Annotated in this window: 18 protein-coding genes; 2 read left to right on the top strand and 16 right to left on the bottom strand. The window is 71.3% G+C overall.

Annotation, left to right across the window (positions count from 1 at the left end):
• Positions 1-8 precede the first annotated feature (8 nt).
• Positions 9-797 (top strand): ABC transporter permease, encoded by a 789-nt coding sequence (locus tag DSC45_RS21940; protein WP_119293721.1) that lies wholly within the window; start codon positions 9-11, stop codon positions 795-797.
• Here DSC45_RS21940 and mug read toward each other — a convergent pair.
• The 11 genes from mug to bioB form a co-directional block, all read right to left on the bottom strand.
• Entirely contained in the window at positions 774-1,379 is a 606-nt protein-coding gene (mug, locus tag DSC45_RS21935) for a G/U mismatch-specific DNA glycosylase (protein ID WP_119293584.1), read from the bottom strand. The two genes, DSC45_RS21940 and mug, sit on opposite strands and share 24 nt — an antisense overlap.
• Complete coding sequence (gene purB, locus DSC45_RS21930) at positions 1,376-2,809, bottom strand: adenylosuccinate lyase (RefSeq protein ID WP_119293582.1); 1,434 nt, start codon at positions 2,807-2,809, stop codon at positions 1,376-1,378. The genes mug and purB overlap by 4 nt, the downstream gene beginning before the upstream one ends.
• A gap of 141 nt (positions 2,810-2,950) precedes the next feature.
• Positions 2,951-3,730 (bottom strand): SGNH/GDSL hydrolase family protein, encoded by a 780-nt coding sequence (locus tag DSC45_RS21925; protein ID WP_119293580.1) that lies wholly within the window; start codon positions 3,728-3,730, stop codon positions 2,951-2,953.
• Positions 3,731-3,820: 90 nt separating this feature from the next.
• Positions 3,821-4,834, bottom strand: a complete 1,014-nt coding sequence (locus DSC45_RS21920; RefSeq protein WP_119293578.1) for a hemolysin family protein — start codon at positions 4,832-4,834, stop codon at positions 3,821-3,823.
• Entirely contained in the window at positions 4,831-6,177 is a 1,347-nt protein-coding gene (locus tag DSC45_RS21915) for a hemolysin family protein (RefSeq protein WP_119293576.1), read from the bottom strand. The genes DSC45_RS21920 and DSC45_RS21915 overlap by 4 nt, the downstream gene beginning before the upstream one ends.
• A gap of 350 nt (positions 6,178-6,527) precedes the next feature.
• Positions 6,528-6,977 (bottom strand): GNAT family N-acetyltransferase, encoded by a 450-nt coding sequence (locus tag DSC45_RS21910; RefSeq protein WP_119293574.1) that lies wholly within the window; start codon positions 6,975-6,977, stop codon positions 6,528-6,530.
• An 85-nt stretch (positions 6,978-7,062) separates the two neighbouring features.
• The gene (locus DSC45_RS21905) at positions 7,063-7,941 is read right to left on the bottom strand and encodes a TIGR03621 family F420-dependent LLM class oxidoreductase (protein ID WP_119293572.1); all 879 of its coding nucleotides are present in this window, start codon (positions 7,939-7,941) and stop codon (positions 7,063-7,065) included.
• Positions 7,942-8,123: 182 nt separating this feature from the next.
• The gene (locus tag DSC45_RS21900; RefSeq protein WP_119293570.1) at positions 8,124-8,858 is read right to left on the bottom strand and encodes a class I SAM-dependent methyltransferase; all 735 of its coding nucleotides are present in this window, start codon (positions 8,856-8,858) and stop codon (positions 8,124-8,126) included.
• A gap of 199 nt (positions 8,859-9,057) precedes the next feature.
• Positions 9,058-9,774, bottom strand: coding sequence for a dethiobiotin synthase (bioD, locus tag DSC45_RS21895; protein WP_119293568.1), 717 nt, complete (start codon positions 9,772-9,774; stop codon positions 9,058-9,060).
• A gap of 22 nt (positions 9,775-9,796) precedes the next feature.
• Complete coding sequence (locus DSC45_RS21890; protein ID WP_119293566.1) at positions 9,797-11,089, bottom strand: adenosylmethionine--8-amino-7-oxononanoate transaminase; 1,293 nt, start codon at positions 11,087-11,089, stop codon at positions 9,797-9,799.
• Positions 11,082-12,290 carry a biotin synthase BioB gene (bioB, locus tag DSC45_RS21885; protein WP_119293564.1) on the bottom strand — a complete coding sequence of 403 codons (1,209 nt, stop codon included), beginning with the start codon at positions 12,288-12,290 and terminating at the stop codon, positions 11,082-11,084. The genes DSC45_RS21890 and bioB overlap by 8 nt, the downstream gene beginning before the upstream one ends.
• 210 nt (positions 12,291-12,500) lie before the next feature.
• Between bioB and DSC45_RS21880 the strand changes: the two genes are divergently transcribed.
• Positions 12,501-13,673, top strand: coding sequence for an 8-amino-7-oxononanoate synthase (locus DSC45_RS21880; RefSeq protein WP_119293562.1), 1,173 nt, complete (start codon positions 12,501-12,503; stop codon positions 13,671-13,673).
• Here the strand turns inward: DSC45_RS21880 and DSC45_RS21875 are convergent, their stop codons facing one another.
• Genes DSC45_RS21875 through DSC45_RS21855 form a run of 5 tightly spaced genes read right to left on the bottom strand, consistent with a single transcriptional unit; the run spans position 13,674 to position 19,148 of the window.
• Positions 13,674-15,110, bottom strand: a complete 1,437-nt coding sequence (locus tag DSC45_RS21875; RefSeq protein WP_162929298.1) for a glycoside hydrolase family protein — start codon at positions 15,108-15,110, stop codon at positions 13,674-13,676.
• A 12-nt stretch (positions 15,111-15,122) separates the two neighbouring features.
• Entirely contained in the window at positions 15,123-15,947 is an 825-nt protein-coding gene (locus DSC45_RS21870) for a carbohydrate ABC transporter permease (RefSeq protein WP_119293559.1), read from the bottom strand.
• Positions 15,944-16,825 carry a carbohydrate ABC transporter permease gene (locus DSC45_RS21865; RefSeq protein ID WP_119293557.1) on the bottom strand — a complete coding sequence of 294 codons (882 nt, stop codon included), beginning with the start codon at positions 16,823-16,825 and terminating at the stop codon, positions 15,944-15,946. The genes DSC45_RS21870 and DSC45_RS21865 overlap by 4 nt, the downstream gene beginning before the upstream one ends.
• Positions 16,822-18,156 (bottom strand): extracellular solute-binding protein, encoded by a 1,335-nt coding sequence (locus DSC45_RS21860; protein WP_119293555.1) that lies wholly within the window; start codon positions 18,154-18,156, stop codon positions 16,822-16,824. Before DSC45_RS21860 ends, DSC45_RS21865 begins: the two co-directional genes overlap by 4 nt.
• Positions 18,153-19,148, bottom strand: a complete 996-nt coding sequence (locus tag DSC45_RS21855) for a carbohydrate kinase family protein (RefSeq protein WP_162929297.1) — start codon at positions 19,146-19,148, stop codon at positions 18,153-18,155. The genes DSC45_RS21860 and DSC45_RS21855 overlap by 4 nt, the downstream gene beginning before the upstream one ends.
• Positions 19,149-19,229 lie beyond the last annotated feature (81 nt).

Genomic DNA, 19,229 nt, shown 5'->3' with positions numbered 1-19,229 from the left:
CCACCGCCATGACCGCCGTCTCCGAGCCCGCCACCGCCACGGCCTCCGCCTCCGCGGGGACGTCCGTCCAGGCCGTACTCCGCTCCGAGTGGATCAAGATCCGATCGGTGCGGGCCAGCCTCACGTCACTGGTCTGCGTCGTGGGAGTGACCCTCGCCGTCACCCTCCTCGTCTTCCCGACAGTCGGCCGGGCCGAGGCCGACAACCCGGGCGCCGAACCTCTCTTCAACGCCTTCTACGCCCTCAACTTCGCCCAGATCGCCGCGATCTCCTTCGGTGCGACCGCCGTCTCCTGCGAGTACCGGGACGGAGCACTGCGCCTCTCGCTCGGTGCCGTTCCGCGCCGCGGTCTGCTCTACGCGTCCAAGATGGCGGTGATCGCCGGGCTCGGCATCGTGGCCGGCCTGGTCACCGCGTACGCCAGTTTCCTCATCGGCCAGCTCTTCATGGGCAGTTACGCGATCGGGCTCGACGCACCCGGAGCGGTCCGGGCCTGCACCGGCGGCGGCATCTACCTCGGCCTGATGACCCTGTTCGCGGCCGGCCTCACGGTGCTGCTGCGCAGCGGCGCCGCCACACTCGGCCTGCTCATCCCGTTCACCCTGATCGTGTCCTTCGTGATCGGCGACATGTCGTCGACCGCGGCCGACCTGCTGCCCGACCGCGCGGGCCAACTGATCCTGCACCAGGACCCGTCCGGCACCATCGGCCCCTGGCTGGGCCTCGCCGTCTGCGCCCTGTGGTCCCTGACCGCGGTCCTCGCCGGCTGGTGGTCATTCCGCCGCAGGGATGCCTGAGTCCGTGTGGCTGACCGTGGAGAACGCCGGCGCCCACTCCTGTGCCGCCGCTTCTCGGAGCCGCCCGTACTCCTCGGACATCGCGTCCAGCGACCAACGGGCGTTCAGCCCACTGGGGTTGGGTAGCACCCAGACTCGGCTCCCACCGATCCGTGTCTGCTGCGGCCCGATCTGCGCCTGCCGTTCGGCGAACGCTGTGCGGTACGCGGTGACGCCGACGACCGCGAGCCACGTCGGCCGCAACCGCTCCACGGTGCCGGTGAGTACCCGGCCGCCGGCCACGAGCTCGGCAGGCGCCAACTCGTCCGCGCGGGCCGTCGCCCGCGCCACCACATTCGTGATGCCCAGACCGTACGAGAGAAGTTCCTCCTGCTCGGCGGGGAGCAGCTGACGCGTAGTGAAGCCCGAACGGTGCAGTACGGGCCAGAACCGGTTACCGGGGCGGGCGAAGTGGTGGCCGGTGGCCGCGGTCAGCAGGCTCGGGTTGATGCCGCAGAACAGGACACGGAGCCCGCCCGCGGCCACATCGGGGACGATGCGGTCGCGGGCGGCCTCGAGGTCGTGCGGAGTGGGGCGGGTCAGAGGATCGCTCCCGGGGTGTAGCCGGCGGCCTCCGGGTGCTGCTTGAGCAGTTCCTCGACCCGGGCGACCACGGCCGCGACCTGGGCGCCCGCGGCACCGGTGAAGGACAGCTTGTCGGCCATCAGGGCGTCGAGTCCGGCGCGGTCGAGCGGGATGCGGTCGTCGGCGGCGAGCCGGTCGAGCAGTTCGTTGCGCTCCGCGCCCTGCTCGCGCATCGCGAGTGCCGAGGCGACCGCGTGCTCCTTGATCGCCTCGTGCGCGACCTCACGGCCCACGCCGCCGCGCACCGCACCCATCAACACCTTCGTGGTGGCGAGGAACGGCAGGTACCGGTCGAGCTCGCGGGCCACCACGGCGGGGAACGCGCCGAACTCGTCGAGCACGGTCAGGAACGTCTCGAGCAGACCGTCGAGCGCGAAGAACGCGTCCGGCAGCGCGACCCGGCGTACCACCGAGCACGACACATCGCCCTCGTTCCACTGGTCGCCCGCGAGCTCGCCCGTCATCGAGGCGTAGCCGCGCAGGATCACCATCAGGCCGTTGACGCGCTCACAGGAGCGGGTGTTCATCTTGTGCGGCATCGCCGAGGAGCCGACCTGGCCCGGCTTGAAGCCCTCGGTGACCAGCTCGTGGCCCGCCATCAGGCGGATCGTCTTGGCCAGCGACGACGGGGCACCCGCGAGCTGCACGAGCGAGGTCACGACCTCGTAGTCCAGGGAGCGCGGATAGACCTGCCCGACCGAGGTGAACGACCGCGCGAAGCCGAGGTGTGCCGCGACCCGCTGCTCCAGGTCCGCCAGCTTCGCCGCGTCCCCGCCGAGCAGGTCCAGCATGTCCTGGGCGGTGCCGACCGGGCCCTTGATGCCGCGCAGCGGATAGCGGCCGAGCAGTTCCTCGATCCTGCCGTGAGCGACGAGGAGTTCGTCGGCCGCGGTGGCGAAGCGCTTGCCGAGCGTGGTGGCCTGGGCCGCGACGTTGTGCGACCGGCCGGCCATCACCAGCTCGCCGTACTCGCCCGCGAGCCTGCCGAGCCGTGCGAGTACGGCGACCGAGCGGTCCCGCACCAGTTCCATGGAGAGCCGGACCTGGAGCTGCTCCACGTTCTCCGTGAGGTCGCGGGAGGTCATGCCCTTGTGGATGTGTTCGTGGCCGGCGAGGGCGTTGAACTCCTCGATACGGGCCTTCACGTCGTGCCGGGTGACCTTCTCGCGCTCCGCGATCGAGGCGAGGTCCACGGTGTCGAGCACTCGTGCGTAGTCCTCGAGGGCGGAGTCCGGCACCTCGATCCCGAGATCCTTCTGAGCGCGCAGGACCGCGAGCCAGAGCTGCCGCTCCAGGCGCACCTTCTGCTCGGGGGACCAGAGGTCGGCCAGCTCCGCGGAGGCGTAGCGGCCGGCCAGGACGTTGGGGATACGGGGCTTCGCAGTCACGTGTACGGAGTTTACCGGGCGTCCGTACAGGCTTCCGACCGTCCCTGACCTGTAGGAACCCACAGAGGCAGGCGGGGGAAGGCGGCGCACACCGTCGCACGGAGCCCGAGCACTTGTGGACTGAGCCCGCGCACCGGCGGACTACGACGACGGCGGCTCGTACGGCAGCAGGTCACCGCGCTTGGGAGCGCGGCCGTCGCCCGAGGAGCGACCGGTGAGGCGGCGGCCGATCCAGGGCAGCAGGTGCTCGCGCGCGAAGCGGGCGTCGTCGACCCGGCGGGACGCCCAGCGCGGCGGCACCCCCGGCGGCAGCGGGGCGCGCCAGTCGAACTCCGAGTCGAGGCCGAGCACCTCGCCGACGGCCGCGGCCACCCTGCGGTGCCCGTCCGCCGTGAGGTGCAGCCGGTCGACGTCCCACATGCGCTGGTCGCCGAGCACGGCGCTGCCGTAGAGGTCGACGACCTGCGCGCCATGCCGGCCGGCCAGGTCGTCGATATGGGCGAACAGCTCCTCCATCCGCGGCCTGAAGCGTGCGAGCACCGGGCCCTGCCGGCCGGGGCTGCGCATCAGGACGAGCTGCTTGCAGGACGGGGCGAGCTTCTCGACCGCCTCGTCGAGAAGCGCCTTCACCCGGCCCATGTCGCACTTCGGCCGCAAGGTGTCGTTGAGGCCACCGACGAGGGTCACCACGTCAGCGTGCATGGCCGCGGCGACGTCGATCTGTTCCTCGACGATCTGGCCGATCAGCTTGCCGCGTACGGCGAGATTGGCGTAGCGGAAGCCGGGCTGCCGGGCGGCGAGGCGCGCGGCGAGCAGATCGGCCCAGCCGCGGTAGCTGCCGTCGGGCAACCGGTCCGACATGCCTTCGGTGAACGAGTCGCCGACGGCGACCAGACTGGTGTAGGTGGCATTGATCTCCATGGCGGAGTCGATGTTAACCCGTGCGCCGTCCCGACGTACCGGCCGGTACGTCGGGACGGCGCACGGGTTGACCGCTGCGCGCCCGCCTGCTCACACCGGCTGGCCGAACAGCTCCCGCAGCACGTCCGCCATCGTCACCAGGCCCTCGAGCCGCCCGTCGTTCCCGAGGACGGCCGCCAGATGCGTGCGGCTGCGGCGCATCGCGCTCATCACGTCGTCGAGCGGGGTGTCCGCGCGGACCCGGGCGATCGACCGCATGTCCCGTACCGAGAACGGCAGATCGCGCGGCATCGCGTCGAGCGCGTCCTTGACGTGCAGATAGCCGACGATGCGGCGCCCCTCGTCCACCACGGGGAACCGCGAGAAACCGGACTGCGCCGACAGCTCCTCCAGCTCCTCCGGCGTGACCCCGACCTCCGTGTACACCAGCCGCTCCAACGGCAGCACCACGTCCCGTACCGGACGGCGGCCCAGTTCGAGGGCGTCGTGCAGCCGCTCCTGGGCGCGGTCGTCGAGCAGGCCCGCGTCGCCCGAGTCCTTGACCAGGCGCGCGAGTTCGTCGTCCGAGAACGTCGACTCGACCTCGTCCTTGGCCTCGACGCGCAGCAGCTTGAGCAGAGCGTTGGCGAAGGCGTTGACCGTGAAGATCACCGGCCGCAGCGCGCGGGTCAGGGTGACGAGCGGCGGGCCGAGCAGCAGGACGATGCGGACCGGCTCGGCGAGTGCGATGTTCTTCGGGATCATCTCGCCGAGCAGCATGTGCAGATACGTGGCGACGGTCAGCGCGATCACGAACGACAGCGGGTGCACCAGACCGTGCGGCACGCCCACCGCGTCGAACAAGGGCTCGAGCAGATGTGCGATCGCCGGCTCGGCGACGACACCGAGGACCAGGGTGCACAGGGTGATTCCGAGCTGGGCCGCGGCCAGGAGCTGCGACACGTGCTGCAGTCCCCACAGCACGCTGCGGGCCCGCCGTTCGCCGGCCTCGGCGCGCGGCTCGATCTGGCTGCGCCGCACCGAGATCACCGCGAACTCGGCGCCCACGAAGAACGCGTTCACCACCAGCGTCGCCAGGCCGATCAACAGTTGCAGGACGATCATCGCCGCTCCTCCTCGGGGCGCCCGGGCTCGGGGGCGTCGGCGGCCGGGGCGTGCAGCAGCAGGCGGGCGGCCCGGTGTCCGGCCGCGTCCACGACATCGAGCTGCCAGCCGTCGACCTGCAGGGTGTCGCCCTCCTTGGGGATCTGGCCGAGTTCGCTGGCCACCAGACCCGCCAGCGTCTCGTACGGCCCCTCCGGCGCGCGCAGGCCGATCTTGCGGAGCTGGTCCGTACGGGCGGAACCGTCGGCCGAGTAGAGGCGCCGCCCGTCCGCGTCCTCGCCGGCCGGTGCCAGATCGGGCGTCTCGTGCGGATCGTGCTCGTCCCGTACCTCACCCACCACCTCCTCGACGATGTCCTCGAGCGTGGCGACGCCCGCCGTACCCCCGTACTCGTCGATCACGACCGCCATGGTCCGGCGCCCGGAGAGCCGGTCGAGGAGCCGGTCCACGGTCAGGGTCTCCGGGACCAGGAGCGGCTCGCGCATCAACTCGGACACCGGGTGGCGGGCGCGGCGGTCGGCGGGGACGGCCAAAACGTCCTTGATGTGGGCCACGCCGACCACCGCGTCCAGGCTCGAGCGGTAGACGGGGAAGCGGGACAGGCCCGTCGCCCGGGTGGCGGAGGCGACGTCCTCGGCGGTGGCGCGCACGTCGAGTGCCATCACCTGGACCCGCGGCGTCATCACGTTCTCCGCGGTCAGGTCCGCGAGGTTGAGCGTACGGACGAACAGCTCCGCGGTGTCCGCCTCGAGAGCACCGCTCTGGGCCGAGTGCCGGGCCAGAGCGACCAACTCCTGCGGGCTGCGCGCGGAAGCCAGCTCCTCGGCGGGCTCCATGCCGAAGCGGCGCACCGAACGGTTCGCCGTGTTGTTCAGGTGGGTGATGAACGGCTTGAACGCCGCACTGAACCAGCGCTGCGGCGTCGCGACCCGGCGCGCCACGGCCAGTGGCGAGGAGATCGCCCAGTTCTTCGGCACCAGTTCGCCCACCACCATCAAGAAGACGGTCGACAGGGCGGTGCCGATGACCAGGGCGATCGTCGAGGTCGCGGACGCGGGCACGCCCGCCGACCTCAGCGGTCCGGCGATCAGCTTGGCGATCGACGGCTCGGAGAGCATGCCGACGACCAGGTTGGTGACCGTGATGCCCAGCTGGGCGCCCGAGAGCTGGAACGTCAGACTGCGTACCGCCTTGAGGGCGCTCGCCGCGCCGCGGTCGCCGCGCTCCGCGGCCCGCTCGAGGTCGCTGCGCTCGACAGTGGTCAGCGAGAACTCCGCCGCGACGAAGGCGCCGCAGGTCAGGCAGAGCAGGACGGCCACACCGAGCAGGAGCAGTTCGGTCATCGGGTCACCTCCGTTCCATGATCGGCCAGCGGCCTGGGGACCGCGCGACGGCGAAGCGGGTGTACGGGCTCGGGAGACGGGTGGGAGAGGCGGCCGATGCGCGGGCCGGTGGAGCCGCCGTTCGGGGCGGTCGCGGTACGGGACGGGTCGCCCATGGGGGAGCGCACGCACCTTTCCTTGGCTGGGGACGGCGGCTGGGGACGGCATCGCCGGGGCTGCGCCGCGGGACCCCATCGACGGTGACGGTGGCCGCCGTGATCAACGGGGAGGGCGGCCGTCACGGAGGGGCGGCGATGCGCGACCGGCCGGGTGAGGCGCGGGGCCTGACCGGGGAGCGGGGCGCCGCGGACTCAGACGCCCAGCGGCTTGGTCCAGCGCCGCCACTGTTCCTGAGGGCGGTAGCCCGCCGACTGCCAGGCCGGATGCGCGGTCTCGTTGGCGACCAGCACCATGGCGTCGCCGCGCCGGCCGCCGAGTGCCGTGAAGCGTTCCTCGGCAGCCCGCAGCAGCATCGCCGAGAGCCCGCGGCGGCGGTGCTCCGGGTGGACGGCGAGGCGGTAGAGATGACAGCGCCAGCCGTCGAACCCGGCGATCACCGTGCCGACCAGCACTCCGTCCCGCTCGGCGAGGATCAGCGCGTCCGGATCGCGGGAGATCAGACGGGTCACCCCGTCCGGATCGTCGCTGACGCTCGTGCCCTCGGCGGCCGTCCGCCAGAACTCCAGGACACTGAGGACGTCGTCGGCGGTCGCCGTCCGGATCTGCGGATCGTTCGTCTGTGCACGGTGCGGTTGTTCCATGGCGGCATCCCATCACCCGCTCCTGCCCACACACCAGTCGATTGCACGTACGCGGGAACGGCCGCACGGGCGGAGCCCCGGACGGTCACTCGCCGCTCAACTCCGCCACGACCGGCCCGAAAGCCTCCAGGTTTGCTTCGAGAACCGTGAGGTAGGAGAAGCCGAACCGCTCCCGCTGCGCCCGCAGTTGGCCGACGATCTCCGGCACGGTGCCGATGGCGAGGATCGGCATCGCCAGCAGGTCGTCCCGGGTGAGGTCGGGGGCGAGCCCGAGCAGCGAGTCGGCCACGGCGGCCCGGTCGTCGGTGACGGTCACGTTCTGCAGCAGGAGGTTCAGTTCCGGATCTCTCCTGTGCCGCGCCGCCAGAGCCCGGAACGCCCTCACGCGTTCCTCCAGCGCCTCGGCAGGGTGGGCCTTGATGCCTTCCTCGGTGGCCCGGCCGCCGGTGAAGGAGACGGTCTCCGCCCGCTCGGCCGCCAGGTCCAGGACCCGGTCGCCGTTTCCGCCGATCAGGAGGGGCGGCCGGGGCCGCTGCGCCCCGCGCGGCTCGTACCCGTCGTCCGCCAGGAGCCGGTCCAACTCGTCGACGGTGTGCCGCAGATGACGCACCCGATCGCCCGGCGAGCCGAACTCCAGACCCGCCCGTTCATGCTCCTCGCGGACGTACCCCGCGCCCAGGCCGATCTCCAGACGGCCGCCGACGAGCGCGTCCGTGCCGGCGATCTCCCTGGCCAGCAGGGCCGGATTCCAGAAGCCCGCGTTGAGTACGAAGGTGCCGAGCTTCGGCCGCTCGGTCACTTCGGCGGCGGCGACGAGCGCCGGAAACGGAGCCATCATGCCCAGGTGGTCGGGCACCAGGATCACGTCGTACCCCAGTTCCTCCGCGCGCCTGCACTTGGCGCGCCAGGCTTCGCCGTCCGCGGGATCGGTCAGGTTGACTCCGAAACGGAAGGGACGGGGCATCAACTCTCCTCTGTACGAGGGCGGGTGGCGCGACGGCATTGGGTGCGGGCCGGCCGCTCCGGACACTACGCGTGGGAGATCGCCGCCCGTGCGTTGACCGGCGAGACGCGGGGTGCCGGGAGCTGCGCCGCCACCGGGTGGGCGAACCCGCCCGGATCACGACATCGCCACCGTGCCCCGGATCAGGGCGAGTTCGCTCCCCCGGCCACCGGACGCCGAGCGGAACCGAGGACGAAGTACGAGACGGGTGTACGCGGCCCGCGCTCGGGCAGCCGCATGCGGCGGTGCTCCGGCTCGTCGAAGCCCGCCGCCGCGAGCGAGGCGACCGGTGTACGCGCCACATGACAGCCGCCGGTGAACAGCCCCCACACCCTGGACCGGTCGAGCCCGCGCTGGACCATCGGCATCGCCCGCCCCTGCGGGCTCAGTTCGTGCTCGAAGAACCGCACCTCACCCCCGGGACGCAGCACCCGGTGCACCTCGGCCAGCGCCCGGCGCACGTCCCGCACACTGCACAGCACCAGACAGAGCACCACGGCGTCGAAGGCCTCGCTCTTGACCGGCAGCGCCTCCGCGGTGGCCGGCACCACGTCCACCGGTACCTCGGCACGCCGCGCCGCGGTCAGCGCGATCTCCCGCAGCAGCCGCTCCGGCTCGATCGCCACCACCTCGGAGACCGAGCTCGGGTAATGGGAGAAATTGAGTCCGTTCCCCGCGCCGATCTCGATGACCCGACCGGACAGCCCGGCCAGCAACTCCCTGCGGTACGGCGCCACGACACGCTCGGAAGCCACGCTCTGGCGGGCGTACACCCGCGCGAATACAGGATGGTGCACGGCATCCTTGGATGCCCCGGATCGCTTGGCGCGCTCGGATTCCCGGGGTCGCTGGGACTGTCTGGAACGAAGTGGTGCCATGGAGATCCCTCCGGCTGCGGCAACGCACCCATTCTGCTCCACGAACGCGGAATCGGTCTCGGCTCCCAGGTGGATATTCCGCCTCTGCCCGGGGGTGGATCTCGCCCCTGCGGCCTGGACCCGTGGTGTCAGCTCGCGGGAACACCGGCGTACAGGCCGCGCGCGTGAGACTGCGGCCGTCGGCGCCCCCCTCGACCTGTCACGCGAACTCGGCCCGCGCCGCCTCCGCATCCCAGGACCCGCCCAACTCCGCCGCCAGCCAACTGCCGGCCCGTGCACGGAAATCCGGCACGTCCAGCGCTCCCGCACCCTCCGGCAGCGCGCCGAGCAGCGGAGCCCCGGCGACCTCCGGCAGATCGGCCAGATTGCAGCGCGCGGCGAGGTCCGGCCGCGCCGGCAGGCTGCCGACCACCACCCCGAGCGCCGACAGCGAGCGGGACCGCAGTGCCTCCGTCGTCAGCGCGGTCGTGTTCAGCGTGCCGAGACCGGCGGCCGCCACGACGAGTACCGGTGCACGCAGCAGCGTCGCAGCGTCCGCGAGCGTGCCTCCCTCCGCGTCGAACCGTACGAGCAGCCCGCCCGCGCCCTCGACGAGGACCAGATCGTGCGAGGCGGCCAGCTTCTCCGCCGCCTCGGCGATCTCCGCCGGGCGCACGGCCGGACGTGCGGCGCGCGCGGCCGCCGTCGCGGGAGCAAGCGGATCGGGATAGCGGGCCAGCTCGGCGCCGGTCACGGCCGGACCGGCCAGACGCAGCACCTCCGCCACGTCACCGTCCTCACCTGCGGCGACACCGGTCTGGGCCGGCTTCAGTACCGCGACCGACCGACCTGCGGCGGCCGCGACGGACGCGAGAGCGGCCACGGTCACCGTCTTGCCGATCTCCGTGCCGGTACCCGTCACCACCACGACCGTCATACGACCGCCCTCGCTCTCCCTGTCATCGGCCGGCCCGGCCCGCCTCGGCCGCCGCGCACACCGCGCGGCAGATCCGTGCGACATCCTCGTCGCCGGTGACGTACGGCGGCATCGTGTACACCAGATCGCGGAACGGCCGCAGCCACACCCCCTCCGCGACCGCGGCCCGTCCCGCGGCCGCCATGTCGACCTCGTGGTCCAGCTGGACCACGCCGATCGCGCCGAGCACCCGCACATCCCGTACGCCGGGCAACTCCGAGGCCGCCGCGAGCCCTTCGCGCAGCCCGCTCTCCACCCGCTTCACCTCGGTCTGCCAGTCCTGTCCGGTGAGCAGTCCGAGGGACGCGTCGGCGACCGCGGCCGCAAGCGGGTTGCCCATGAACGTCGGCCCGTGCGCGAGCACGGGCACCTCACCGCGCGAGATCCCCTCGGCGACCCCCGGTGTGCACAAGGTCGCGGCCAGCGTGAGGTAGCCGCCCGTCAGAGCCTTGCCCACGCACATCACATCGGGCGTGACCCCGGCATGATCCGCCGCGAACAGTGCGCCCGTACGCCCGAACCCGGTGGCGATCTCGTCGAAGACGAGCAGGACGTCGTGTGCGTCGCAGGCTTCCCGAAGCACCCGCAGATAGGCGGGGGAGTGGAACCGCATCCCGCCCGCGCCCTGCACGACCGGCTCCACCACCACGGCCGCCAGTTCGTCCGCATGGCGCTCCACGGTGGCCCGCAGATGGTCCGCATACGTCTCGTCGTACTCGGCGGGCGGGGCGTCGGCGAAGACCTGGCGCGGCAGCGCACCGGACCACAGCTCGTGCATCCCGCCGTCCGGGTCGCACACGGACATCGGCTGCCAGGTGTCCCCGTGGTACCCGCCGCGCCAGGTGGCGAGCCGCTGCTTGGCCGGGCGGCCGAGCGAACGCCAGTACTGCAGGCACATCTTGAGGGCCACCTCGACGGACACGGAGCCCGAGTCAGCCAGGAACACGTGCTCAAGGCCGTCGGGTGACATGTCGACAAGGCGCTTTGTCAGACGTACGGCCGGTTCGTGGGTGAGCCCTCCGAACATCACGTGACTCATCCGGTCGAGCTGGCCGCGCACCGCGTCGTTGAGGACCGGGTGGTTGTAGCCGTGGATCGCCGACCACCACGAGGACATGCCGTCGACGAGTTCGGTGCCCGAGTCGGCGAGACGCAGCCGCACTCCGGAGGCCGACTCGACGACGAGCGGTTCCTGGCGGCCCGGCATCGGACCGTAGGGATGCCACACGTGCTGCCGGTCGAGCGCGAGCAGTTCGGCCGTGGACAGCTCAGGCATTGGGCGCGAGGTCCGTTCCCGCGCCACGGCGGCGGACGGCGACGAGGTCGGTACGGGCCTCGCCCGCGGCGACCGGATCCTCGGCCGGGGCCGTGGAACCGCACGGTCCGTGCCCCGCGTGCGTGCCGCAGCCGTCCTCCTCGTGCGACCCGCAGCCACCGCCGTGCGAACCGCACCCACCGGCCTTGGCGACGTCGGCCCGATGCTCGGGCAGCGTCACGGTGTCGGCGCCCTCCACCTCGAACCCGGCGTCGGCGATCATCGCGAGGTCCGCGGAGCCGGCCTGTCCCTCACTGGTCAGGTAGTCGCCCAGGAAGATCGAGTTGGCGAGATGCAGCGCCAGCGGCTGCAGCGTGCGCAGGTGGACCTCGCGCCCGCCCGCCAGACGCACCTCCACATCGGGGCAGACGAAGCGGACCATGGCGAGAATCCGCAGAGCGCGCTGCGGAGTGAGGTTCCACTCCTTGCCCAGCGGGGTGCCCTCGAACGGGATCAGGAAGTTGACCGGCACCGAGTCCGGGTCGAGTTCACGCAGCGCGAAGACCACATCGACGAGGTCAAAGTCGCTCTCACCCATGCCCGCGATCAGTCCGGAGCACGCGGACAGACCGGCGGTCTGCGCCTGCTGCACGGTGTCGACCCGGTCCTGGTACGTGTGAGTGGTGGTGATCTCTCCGTACGTGCCCTCGGAGGTGTTCAGGTTGTGGTTGTACGCGTCGGCGCCGGCGGTGCGCAGCCGGTCCGCCTGGCCGTCCGACAGCAACCCGAGGCAGGCGCACACCTCCACGTCCTCGTGCTGTGACTTGATGGCCTCGATGGTGCGCGACACCCGGTCGACGTCGCGGTCGGTGGGGCCGCGGCCGCTCGCCACCAGGCAGACCCGCTTGGCGCCACCGGCGACTCCGGCGGCCGCCGCTTCCGAGGCCTCATCGGGCTTCAGCCAGGTGTACTTGAGGATGTCGGCCTGGGAACCGAGCCGCTGCGAGCAGTACGAGCAGTCCTCGGGACACAGGCCTGACTTGAGGTTCACCAGGTAGTTGAGTTTCACCCGGCGTCCGAACCACTGGCGGCGCACACGGCCCGCCGCGGCCACCACATCCAGGAGTTCCTCGTCCGTCGTCGCCAGTACGGCGAGCGCCTCGTCACGGGTCGGCAGCTCGCGCCGAAGCCCCTTGTCCACCAGCGTGTTCAGCAGGTCCATGGGATCCGATCCTTGCTTACGGCGCCGTCCCGGGCCAAGTAGGAACCACACAATCGACGGCGGTGGAGGTGTGGGTATTACCACACACTGGCCTGGCGATTCTCCGGCTAGTGTCTGTTGACTGCCGACAAACGCACCGCGGGCCGACGACCGTGGAACGACCCACGGGTGACCGGTCCGCCCGGCCGCCCCCGACACGAGGGACGGCCGATGCACAGGGATGCGAGCAGGCCCCGCGCGCCGTTCGACTGGATCGACGGGCAGGCCGACCGGCGCCGCAGCGCCGGCCTGGAACGCGTACTGCGGCCGCGCGCGCCCCACACGGACGCCCTGGATCTGGCGGGCAACGACTACCTCGGGCTCACCCGCCACCCCGACGTCGTCGCCGGCGCCGCGGATGCCGCACACGTCTGGGGCGGCGGCGCGACCGGTTCCCGCCTGGTCACCGGCACCACCGCACTGCACACCCGACTGGAGGCGGAACTCGCCGAGTTCAGCGGATTCGAGGCGGCCCTGGTGCTGTCCTCCGGCTATGCGGCCAACCTCGCCGCGGTCACCGCGCTGGCCCCGCACGGCACCCTGATCGTCTCCGACGCCGGCAACCACGCCTCCCTGATCGACGGTTGCCGTCTGGCCCGCGGCACCACCTCGGTCGTCGCCCACGCCGCCCCCGACGCCGTACGCAAGGCCCTCGCGACCCACGTCGGCGAGGGGCTGGTGGTCACGGACTCGGTGTTCTCCGTCGACGGCGACGCTGCACCGCTCGTCGAAACGGCCCGTTTCTGCCGCGAGTTCGGCGCCGGACTGCTGCTCGACGACGCGCACGGGCTCGGGGTGCTCGGCAGCGGGGGCCGGGGCGCGGCCGATGTGGCCGGCCTCGCCGGTGCGCCGGACGTGGTCGCCACGATCACGCTGTCCAAGTCGCTCGGCAGCCAGGGTGGTGCCGTGCTCGGACCTGCCCGGGTCATCGCTCATCTCCTGAACACGGCGCGGACGTTCATCTTCGACACGGGCCTCGCACCCGCCGCCGCGGGAGCGGCGCGGGCCGCACTCGGCGTGCTGCGCGACGAGCCGCACCGGGCCGCGCGCGCCCGGCAGGTGGCGCACGAGCTGTACGCGCGGCTCACCGCGGCGGGCTTCGATTCGGCGCGCCCGGACGCGGCCGTCGTCTCGGTGCGTGCTCCTTCACCCGAGGCCGCGTTCCGGTGGGCGGCGGACTGTCGCGAAGCGGGCGTGGTGGTCGGCTGCTTCCGCCCGCCGTCGGTGCCGGACGGCATCTCCCGGCTCCGCTTCACCGCCCGCGCCGACCTCACCGACGAGCAGATCGCCCGGGCACTCGCGGTGGTCGACGCCACCGCGCCCGCAGGCGCGCGGGGCGACTAGCTAGTTGTCGAGGACGACACCGTGGATCGAGTGCGGCGGCAGCGTGAGCGTCGTGTCCACGCGGCCGTCGGGATCGACGGACAGGGTCTCGGTGTCCGTCGGCTCCGCTGCGTCGTTGTCCTCGGAGGCGACGTAGTGCGCGAGGCTGACGTCGCCGGAGGCGCCGGTGCTCTCGAGGGTGAGCGAGGAGGTGACCGTCTGTCCGGTGTCGTTGATCGCCCAGGCGACCCGCTGCCCGTCCGCGTTGATCGCGGAGCAACTCGCGCTGACTCCGCTGTCGGTGGTGTGCATGATGCGGTTCTCACCGGTGCCGAGACCGAGTGACGTGGACAGCAGCCGGAAGGCGGCGGACTTCGGCGCCAGGTTGCCCTCACTGTCGATGAAGGCGAACGGCGGCCGCAGCTCCGCGTCGAAGGAGTCCGGCGCGTCGTTGCTGCCGAACAGCATGGCGCCGTGCACTCCGGCATCCATCATCCCCGAGAGCTTCATGCCGGCATACGAAATGGCCTCCGGGCTGTCGCGGTTGAGCGGGTCGTCGTCCTCGAACGACGGCGACCAGTTCCATTCCGTGACGAAGAGCGGCATGTCCTCGCGGCCTGCGGCGGCGCTCACGTCCCGGTAGGCGCCGGCGTTCGCACTCCAGTCATCCCCGTACGAATGCCAGTCCGCGAAGTCGATGTCCGGGCCGATCTCGGGGTCGGCGAGCAGCCGCTCGAACCATTCGGGTTCGGAGTCTCCGATCTGCGGGCCCACCGGCTTGTCGGTGCTGACCTGGTTCATCCCGGCCAGCGCGGACTTGTAGATGTCGGCGTAGTCCTCGTACTCCATGGCGAAGTCCGGCTCGTTCGCGATCTCGAAGTAGTCGGTCTTGTCGAGGTAGTGCGCGAAGACCTGCTTGTACGCCTCGCCGAGCGCCTCGTGGTCGGTGACGGGCAGGGAGTCGTCGAAGCCGTCCCAGGTGGGGGTCTGGCCCTCGGTGCCCATCCACTCCGGGAAGCCGTGGATGATCAACATCCTTTGAACTCCCTGGTCGTTGAAGGCGTCGATGTCGTCGTCATTGGTGGTCTCGGTGGGCTTCTCCGGGTGCCAGTTCCAGTCCGCGGGGTCCTTCTCGAAGACCTCACGGCTGGGGATGATGTCGTAGAGATAGACGTCGGAACGGGCGATGGTGACCCCGGAGTCGGCGACCTGCTCGGCGTACCGGGGGTCGATCTTCGGCCAGGAGGACAGGCCGAACATCAGGTTGCTCGAGGTGGCGATCTGCTGGTCGAAGTGCGCACCGACCGAGGCCTCCTGCGCGTCGGGCTGAGCGGCGGAGGGATGGCCCGCCGCGACGACGGAAGCCACCAGGGCTCCGGCGGCCACCGCGACGGTCAGTCGCCGGGTCCTGGATTCTCTCTGCATCCCCAACTGCCTTGGCTTTTCCGGTCGTTTCATGGCGTGCTCCTTTCAGCGTGTGCCGAATCCGTCGAGCATTCCGGAGATGAACCGTTTCTGGAGGAAGACGTAGGCGACGACGATCGGCAGGGCGACGAGAACGCCGCCGGCCGACAGCAGGGAGTAGTCGGTCACGTGGGAGCCCTTGAAGAACGCAAGGCCGAGCGGAGCGGTCCGGTGGTCCTCGCTGGTGACGAGTACCAGAGGCAGCAGGAACTCGTTCCAGGTCCACATGCCGACCAGAACGCACATCGTCACGATCGGTGCGACGGAGGAGGGCACCATGACGCGGAACAGGACGCGCAGGTCGCTCGCCCCGTCCATCCGGGCCGCCTCGATGATCTCGTCCGGAAAGGACCGGAAGTGGTTGCGCATCCAGAACACCGCGAAACCGAGGGACTGGGCGGTCTGCGGCAGGATCAACGCCTCGTAGGTGTCGATCAGTCCCACGCTGCTGAGGTTGAAGTAGAGCGGGATCACGAACGCCTCCGCCGGCAGCACCAGACCGGCGAGCAGCACGAAGAAGATCGCCTCCGAACCGGCGAAGTCCAGCCGGGCGAAGGCGAACCCGGCGAGGACCGCAAGCACCGAGGTGAGCACCACCACGCAGGCGGTGACGAGCACGCTGGAGACCAGGTAGCTGCTGAGCATGCCCTCGGTCCAGGCCGTCGCGAAGTTGCCGAGGTCGATCCGGGTGGGCAGGGCGAAGGCACCGTGGTTCTCCGCGGCGGGGGTCACCGCCGAGAACACCACCCCGACCAGGGGGACGACGGCGAACAGCGCGAAGACCGAGAGAATCACATAGGCGACCGTCTTCTCACGCGCCGGGATCCTCATGCCGACTCCTTCGGTTGCAGCCGCCTGATCAGGGCCGTCACGAGCAGGATGACGAGGGCGAGGGTGACTGCGACGGCTGCGGCCAGGCCGACCTCCCCGGTGCCGAACGCACGGTGATAGGCCTCGTACGCGGGCACTTTCGTCTGATTTCCCGGACCGCCCGAGGTGGTCACGTAGACCAGGTCGAAGGTCTTGAGCGCCGAGGTGACGGTGAGCGTCAGGGCCACGGCGATCTGCCCGCGCAGCGCCGGCAGGGTGATGGCGAAGAACTCGCGCACCGGGCCGGCGCCGTCCAGCCGGGCGGCCTCGAACAGCGACGGCGGGACGGAACCGACCCCGGAGAGGAACAGCACCAGGCACAGGCCGGTGTTCAGCCAGGTCCCGACGAATCCGATCGCGGGGAGCGCGGTCGCGTAGTCGGCGAGCCACACCCGGGCCAGCGAGCCGAGGCCGACCGCGTCGAGCGCGCTGTTGAGCAGGCCGTCCGGGGCGTAGATGGACACCCAGATCGTCGCCGTCACCACCGAGGCGATCACCTGCGGCAGGAAGAGCACACTGCGGAAGAAGCCCATGCCGCGCAGCGCGTTCGCCCGCGAGAGGACCGCCGTCAGCAGGAGCGCGACGAGGACCGGAAGTCCCGCGAAGAACACCATGAGCACCAACGCGTGACCGAACGCTTCGCGCAGCGTCTCGTCCGTGAGGACGGATGCGTAGTTCGACCAGCCGGCCCAGGTAGCCGGGGACAGTCCGTCCCAGTCGTAGAAGGAGTACTGGAGCGTCTGCACCAGCGGGTAGCCGAGAAAGGCGACGAAGACGAGAACCGCGGGCAGCACGTACAGGTATCCGGCTCGGCTGCGCCTCGTGCGCCGCCCGGTCATCGGTTGCTCTCCCGGAAGTCGGCGTGGTCGGTCTGCAGGGCCCGGGTGAACTCTCGGGGAGACTTCTCACCGGCGAGCAGGTCCTGCATCCCGGCAGTGAGAGTGTCGTAGAAGGTGGGGGTCGTGTAGTCGAGGTACGGCGTGACGGCGTTCGCCTTCGAGATCCGCTGGTAGGCGCGCGTGATGTCGGTGGCGAGACGGCTCCGGGTCCGGCTCCGCGGCTCGACGACGGGGAGGTTGCCGGACTTGGCCAGGACGGGCGCGGCCGTCGCGCCCGAGACGAAGTCGATGTACGCGGCGGCGGCGTCCGGGTGCTTCGACCTGGCGGTGATCGCGAACGGGAGCCCTTCGCCGCCCATGGTGACGGGGGTGGGCGAGCCGGGCGGGGTGAGCACGGTGAAGCCGATGCCGGCTCCGGTGAGCGGGGCCTCCTGCCAGGTGCCGCTGATGTGGAAGGCGGCCCGGCCGCGGCGGAAGTCGGCCAGCGCGTCATCCGTGCTGATGCCGTTCGCGCCGGAGGTGACGTAGCCGCGCGCGCTCCAGTCGTGGATCACCTGCGCCGCCTCGACCGGCTCCGGATCGGTCCAGGCCCCGCCGGACGCCGTCACCAGGTCGTTGGCCTTCTGCCGCCCGGCCAGTGCGGAGTGGACGAACCCGTAGAGATGGATGCCCGGGAACGCCTCGACGTTGCCGAAGGCGAGGGGCAGGGTGCCGGTGGCCTTCACCTTGTGCAGCGCGTCGGTGAGGTCGGCCACCGTACGCGGGGGCTCCTGGACCCCTGCCTCCCGGAGGACTCCCGGATGGAAGTACAGGCCGACGAGTTCGCCGGTCTGGGAGATGCCGTACAGGTCGCGGCCCTGCCACGTACGGCCGTCCGGGGAGAAGGAGTTGAGCTTCAGCAGGCTGGACGGGTAGTAGGTGTCCCAGCCGTAGAGGCGGGCGTAGTCGTTCAGCGGGCGGAGCAGGCCGGCCTTCACGAAGGCGCCCATGTCCGGGTAGCTCTGGTTCGCCTGCACCACGTCCGGCGGGTGCTCACCCGAGAGCGCGAGCCGCAGGGTCATCTTCAGGTCGCCGAACGCCCTGGCGACGCGCTCGATCCGGATGTGCGGATGCCGCTTCTCGAAGGCCCGGTTGAGCGCTCGCTGCGCCTGGTCGGGGCCCTCGTCGGTGTTCTGGTCCCAGACGTGCAGGGTGATGCGGTCGTTGCCCAGGTTCTTGGAGACCGGACCGGTCGTGGGCCGGCTGCGCTCGGCGTTGAAGCCTCCGGGGGCGCAGCCGGTCAGAGAGAGGAGTACGCCGGCGCCTGCGGCGGGCAGAGAGCGGCGTCTCATCGCCTCGCCTCCCGGTCCAGGACGGACGTGAGGAAGGACCAATCGCCTTCCGTCCCATGCCCGTTGCGGCGAGCCGCGAGGAAGCGGGCCAGGTCGGGCGGACGCGGTGCGGCTGCCGCGCCGCCGTGGCCGGTGACCGAGAGTGCGGCGCTGAGGGTGGCGTAGCGGAGCCGTTCGGCCAGGGTCCAGCTGTGCCGTGCGGCAGCCATGAAGGTAGCTACGAACACGTCGCCCGCACCCGTGGGGTCGACGGCGGTGACCGGCACTGCGGGGATCTCGGTGAGCGTGCCCTGCGCCGAGTCGACCGCGACGACACCGTGCCGGCCGCGCGTGACGACGGCCAGGGGCACGTGCTCGGCGAGCGCCTTCGCCGCCGCGACGGGGTCGTCGGTACGGGTGTAGCGCATCGCCTCGACGTCGTTCGGTACGAAGACGTCGGTGTGGGCGAGCCGGCCGAGTACGGCCGGGGACCAGTCCTCGTCCGGGTCGTGGCCCACCCCGCCGACGACCGTGGTCCCAGCCGCCCGGAGGTGGGCCACCCAGCTGGGCAGTGGCTGCTCCATGCCGATGTGCAGGGCGCCGACGGGGTCGGGACCGAGCGCCGGCGGCGGGCCGGATCGCAGCTTCTCCCGCCGTTCCTGATAGGTGATGAAGCTGCGGTCGTGCGCTCCGGTGAGCGCCACGGTCACCGGGGAACGCAGCCCCGGCACCCGCTCCAACAGGGTGAGGTCGAGGCGGGGTTCGGCCGCGAGGACGTCATACATGTGATGGCCGAGCGGGTCGTCGCCGAGCTGCCCGAGCAGGCGCGTGCGGGCGCCGGTCCGGGCCGCCGCCACGGCACGGTTGGCGACGCCGCCCGGGGAGAGGGCGAAGCTGTCTGCGTACACCTCGGCACCCGGCTTCGGCATCTCCACTCCGCCGAGGACCAGATCGCAGAAGACGTCGCCGACGAACAGCAGATCCCCGCCGGCGATGGGACTCGGGTCGGGCACGTCGTCTCCTTCTGGTCGTCGTGGAGCAACCGCGGACGCTGAGCGCAGATGCGTGAACTCGCGCACGCTCCGCGGGAATTG

Origin of the sequence: Streptomyces sp. YIM 130001, assembly GCF_003574445.1 — a bacterium.
Classification (GTDB): Bacteria; Actinomycetota; Actinomycetes; order Streptomycetales; family Streptomycetaceae; genus Streptomyces.
The sequence above is the reverse complement of the archived record's forward strand: the minus strand, read 5'-3'. Positions and strand labels throughout refer to the sequence as shown.

What these genes read in the sequence shown, in the direction of transcription:
- DSC45_RS21860 (WP_119293555.1), bottom strand. Translation starts at nt 18,156, where the DNA reads ATGAGACGCCGCTCTCTGCCCGCCGCAGGCGCCGGCGTACTCCTCTCT.
- DSC45_RS21925 (WP_119293580.1), bottom strand. Translation starts at nt 3,730, where the DNA reads ATGGAGATCAATGCCACCTACACCAGTCTGGTCGCCGTCGGCGACTCG.
- bioB (WP_119293564.1), bottom strand. Translation starts at nt 12,290, where the DNA reads ATGGACCTGCTGAACACGCTGGTGGACAAGGGGCTTCGGCGCGAGCTG.
- DSC45_RS21865 (WP_119293557.1), bottom strand. Translation starts at nt 16,825, where the DNA reads ATGACCGGGCGGCGCACGAGGCGCAGCCGAGCCGGATACCTGTACGTG.
- DSC45_RS21920 (WP_119293578.1), bottom strand. Translation starts at nt 4,834, where the DNA reads ATGATCGTCCTGCAACTGTTGATCGGCCTGGCGACGCTGGTGGTGAAC.
- DSC45_RS21905 (WP_119293572.1), bottom strand. Translation starts at nt 7,941, where the DNA reads ATGCCCCGTCCCTTCCGTTTCGGAGTCAACCTGACCGATCCCGCGGAC.
- DSC45_RS21940 (WP_119293721.1), top strand. Translation starts at nt 9, where the DNA reads ATGACCGCCGTCTCCGAGCCCGCCACCGCCACGGCCTCCGCCTCCGCG.
- DSC45_RS21900 (WP_119293570.1), bottom strand. Translation starts at nt 8,858, where the DNA reads ATGGCACCACTTCGTTCCAGACAGTCCCAGCGACCCCGGGAATCCGAG.
- DSC45_RS21890 (WP_119293566.1), bottom strand. Translation starts at nt 11,089, where the DNA reads ATGCCTGAGCTGTCCACGGCCGAACTGCTCGCGCTCGACCGGCAGCAC.
- DSC45_RS21870 (WP_119293559.1), bottom strand. Translation starts at nt 15,947, where the DNA reads ATGAGGATCCCGGCGCGTGAGAAGACGGTCGCCTATGTGATTCTCTCG.
- DSC45_RS21915 (WP_119293576.1), bottom strand. Translation starts at nt 6,177, where the DNA reads ATGACCGAACTGCTCCTGCTCGGTGTGGCCGTCCTGCTCTGCCTGACC.
- DSC45_RS21910 (WP_119293574.1), bottom strand. Translation starts at nt 6,977, where the DNA reads ATGGAACAACCGCACCGTGCACAGACGAACGATCCGCAGATCCGGACG.
- DSC45_RS21880 (WP_119293562.1), top strand. Translation starts at nt 12,501, where the DNA reads ATGCACAGGGATGCGAGCAGGCCCCGCGCGCCGTTCGACTGGATCGAC.
- DSC45_RS21875 (WP_162929298.1), bottom strand. Translation starts at nt 15,110, where the DNA reads ATGAAACGACCGGAAAAGCCAAGGCAGTTGGGGATGCAGAGAGAATCC.
- bioD (WP_119293568.1), bottom strand. Translation starts at nt 9,774, where the DNA reads ATGACGGTCGTGGTGGTGACGGGTACCGGCACGGAGATCGGCAAGACG.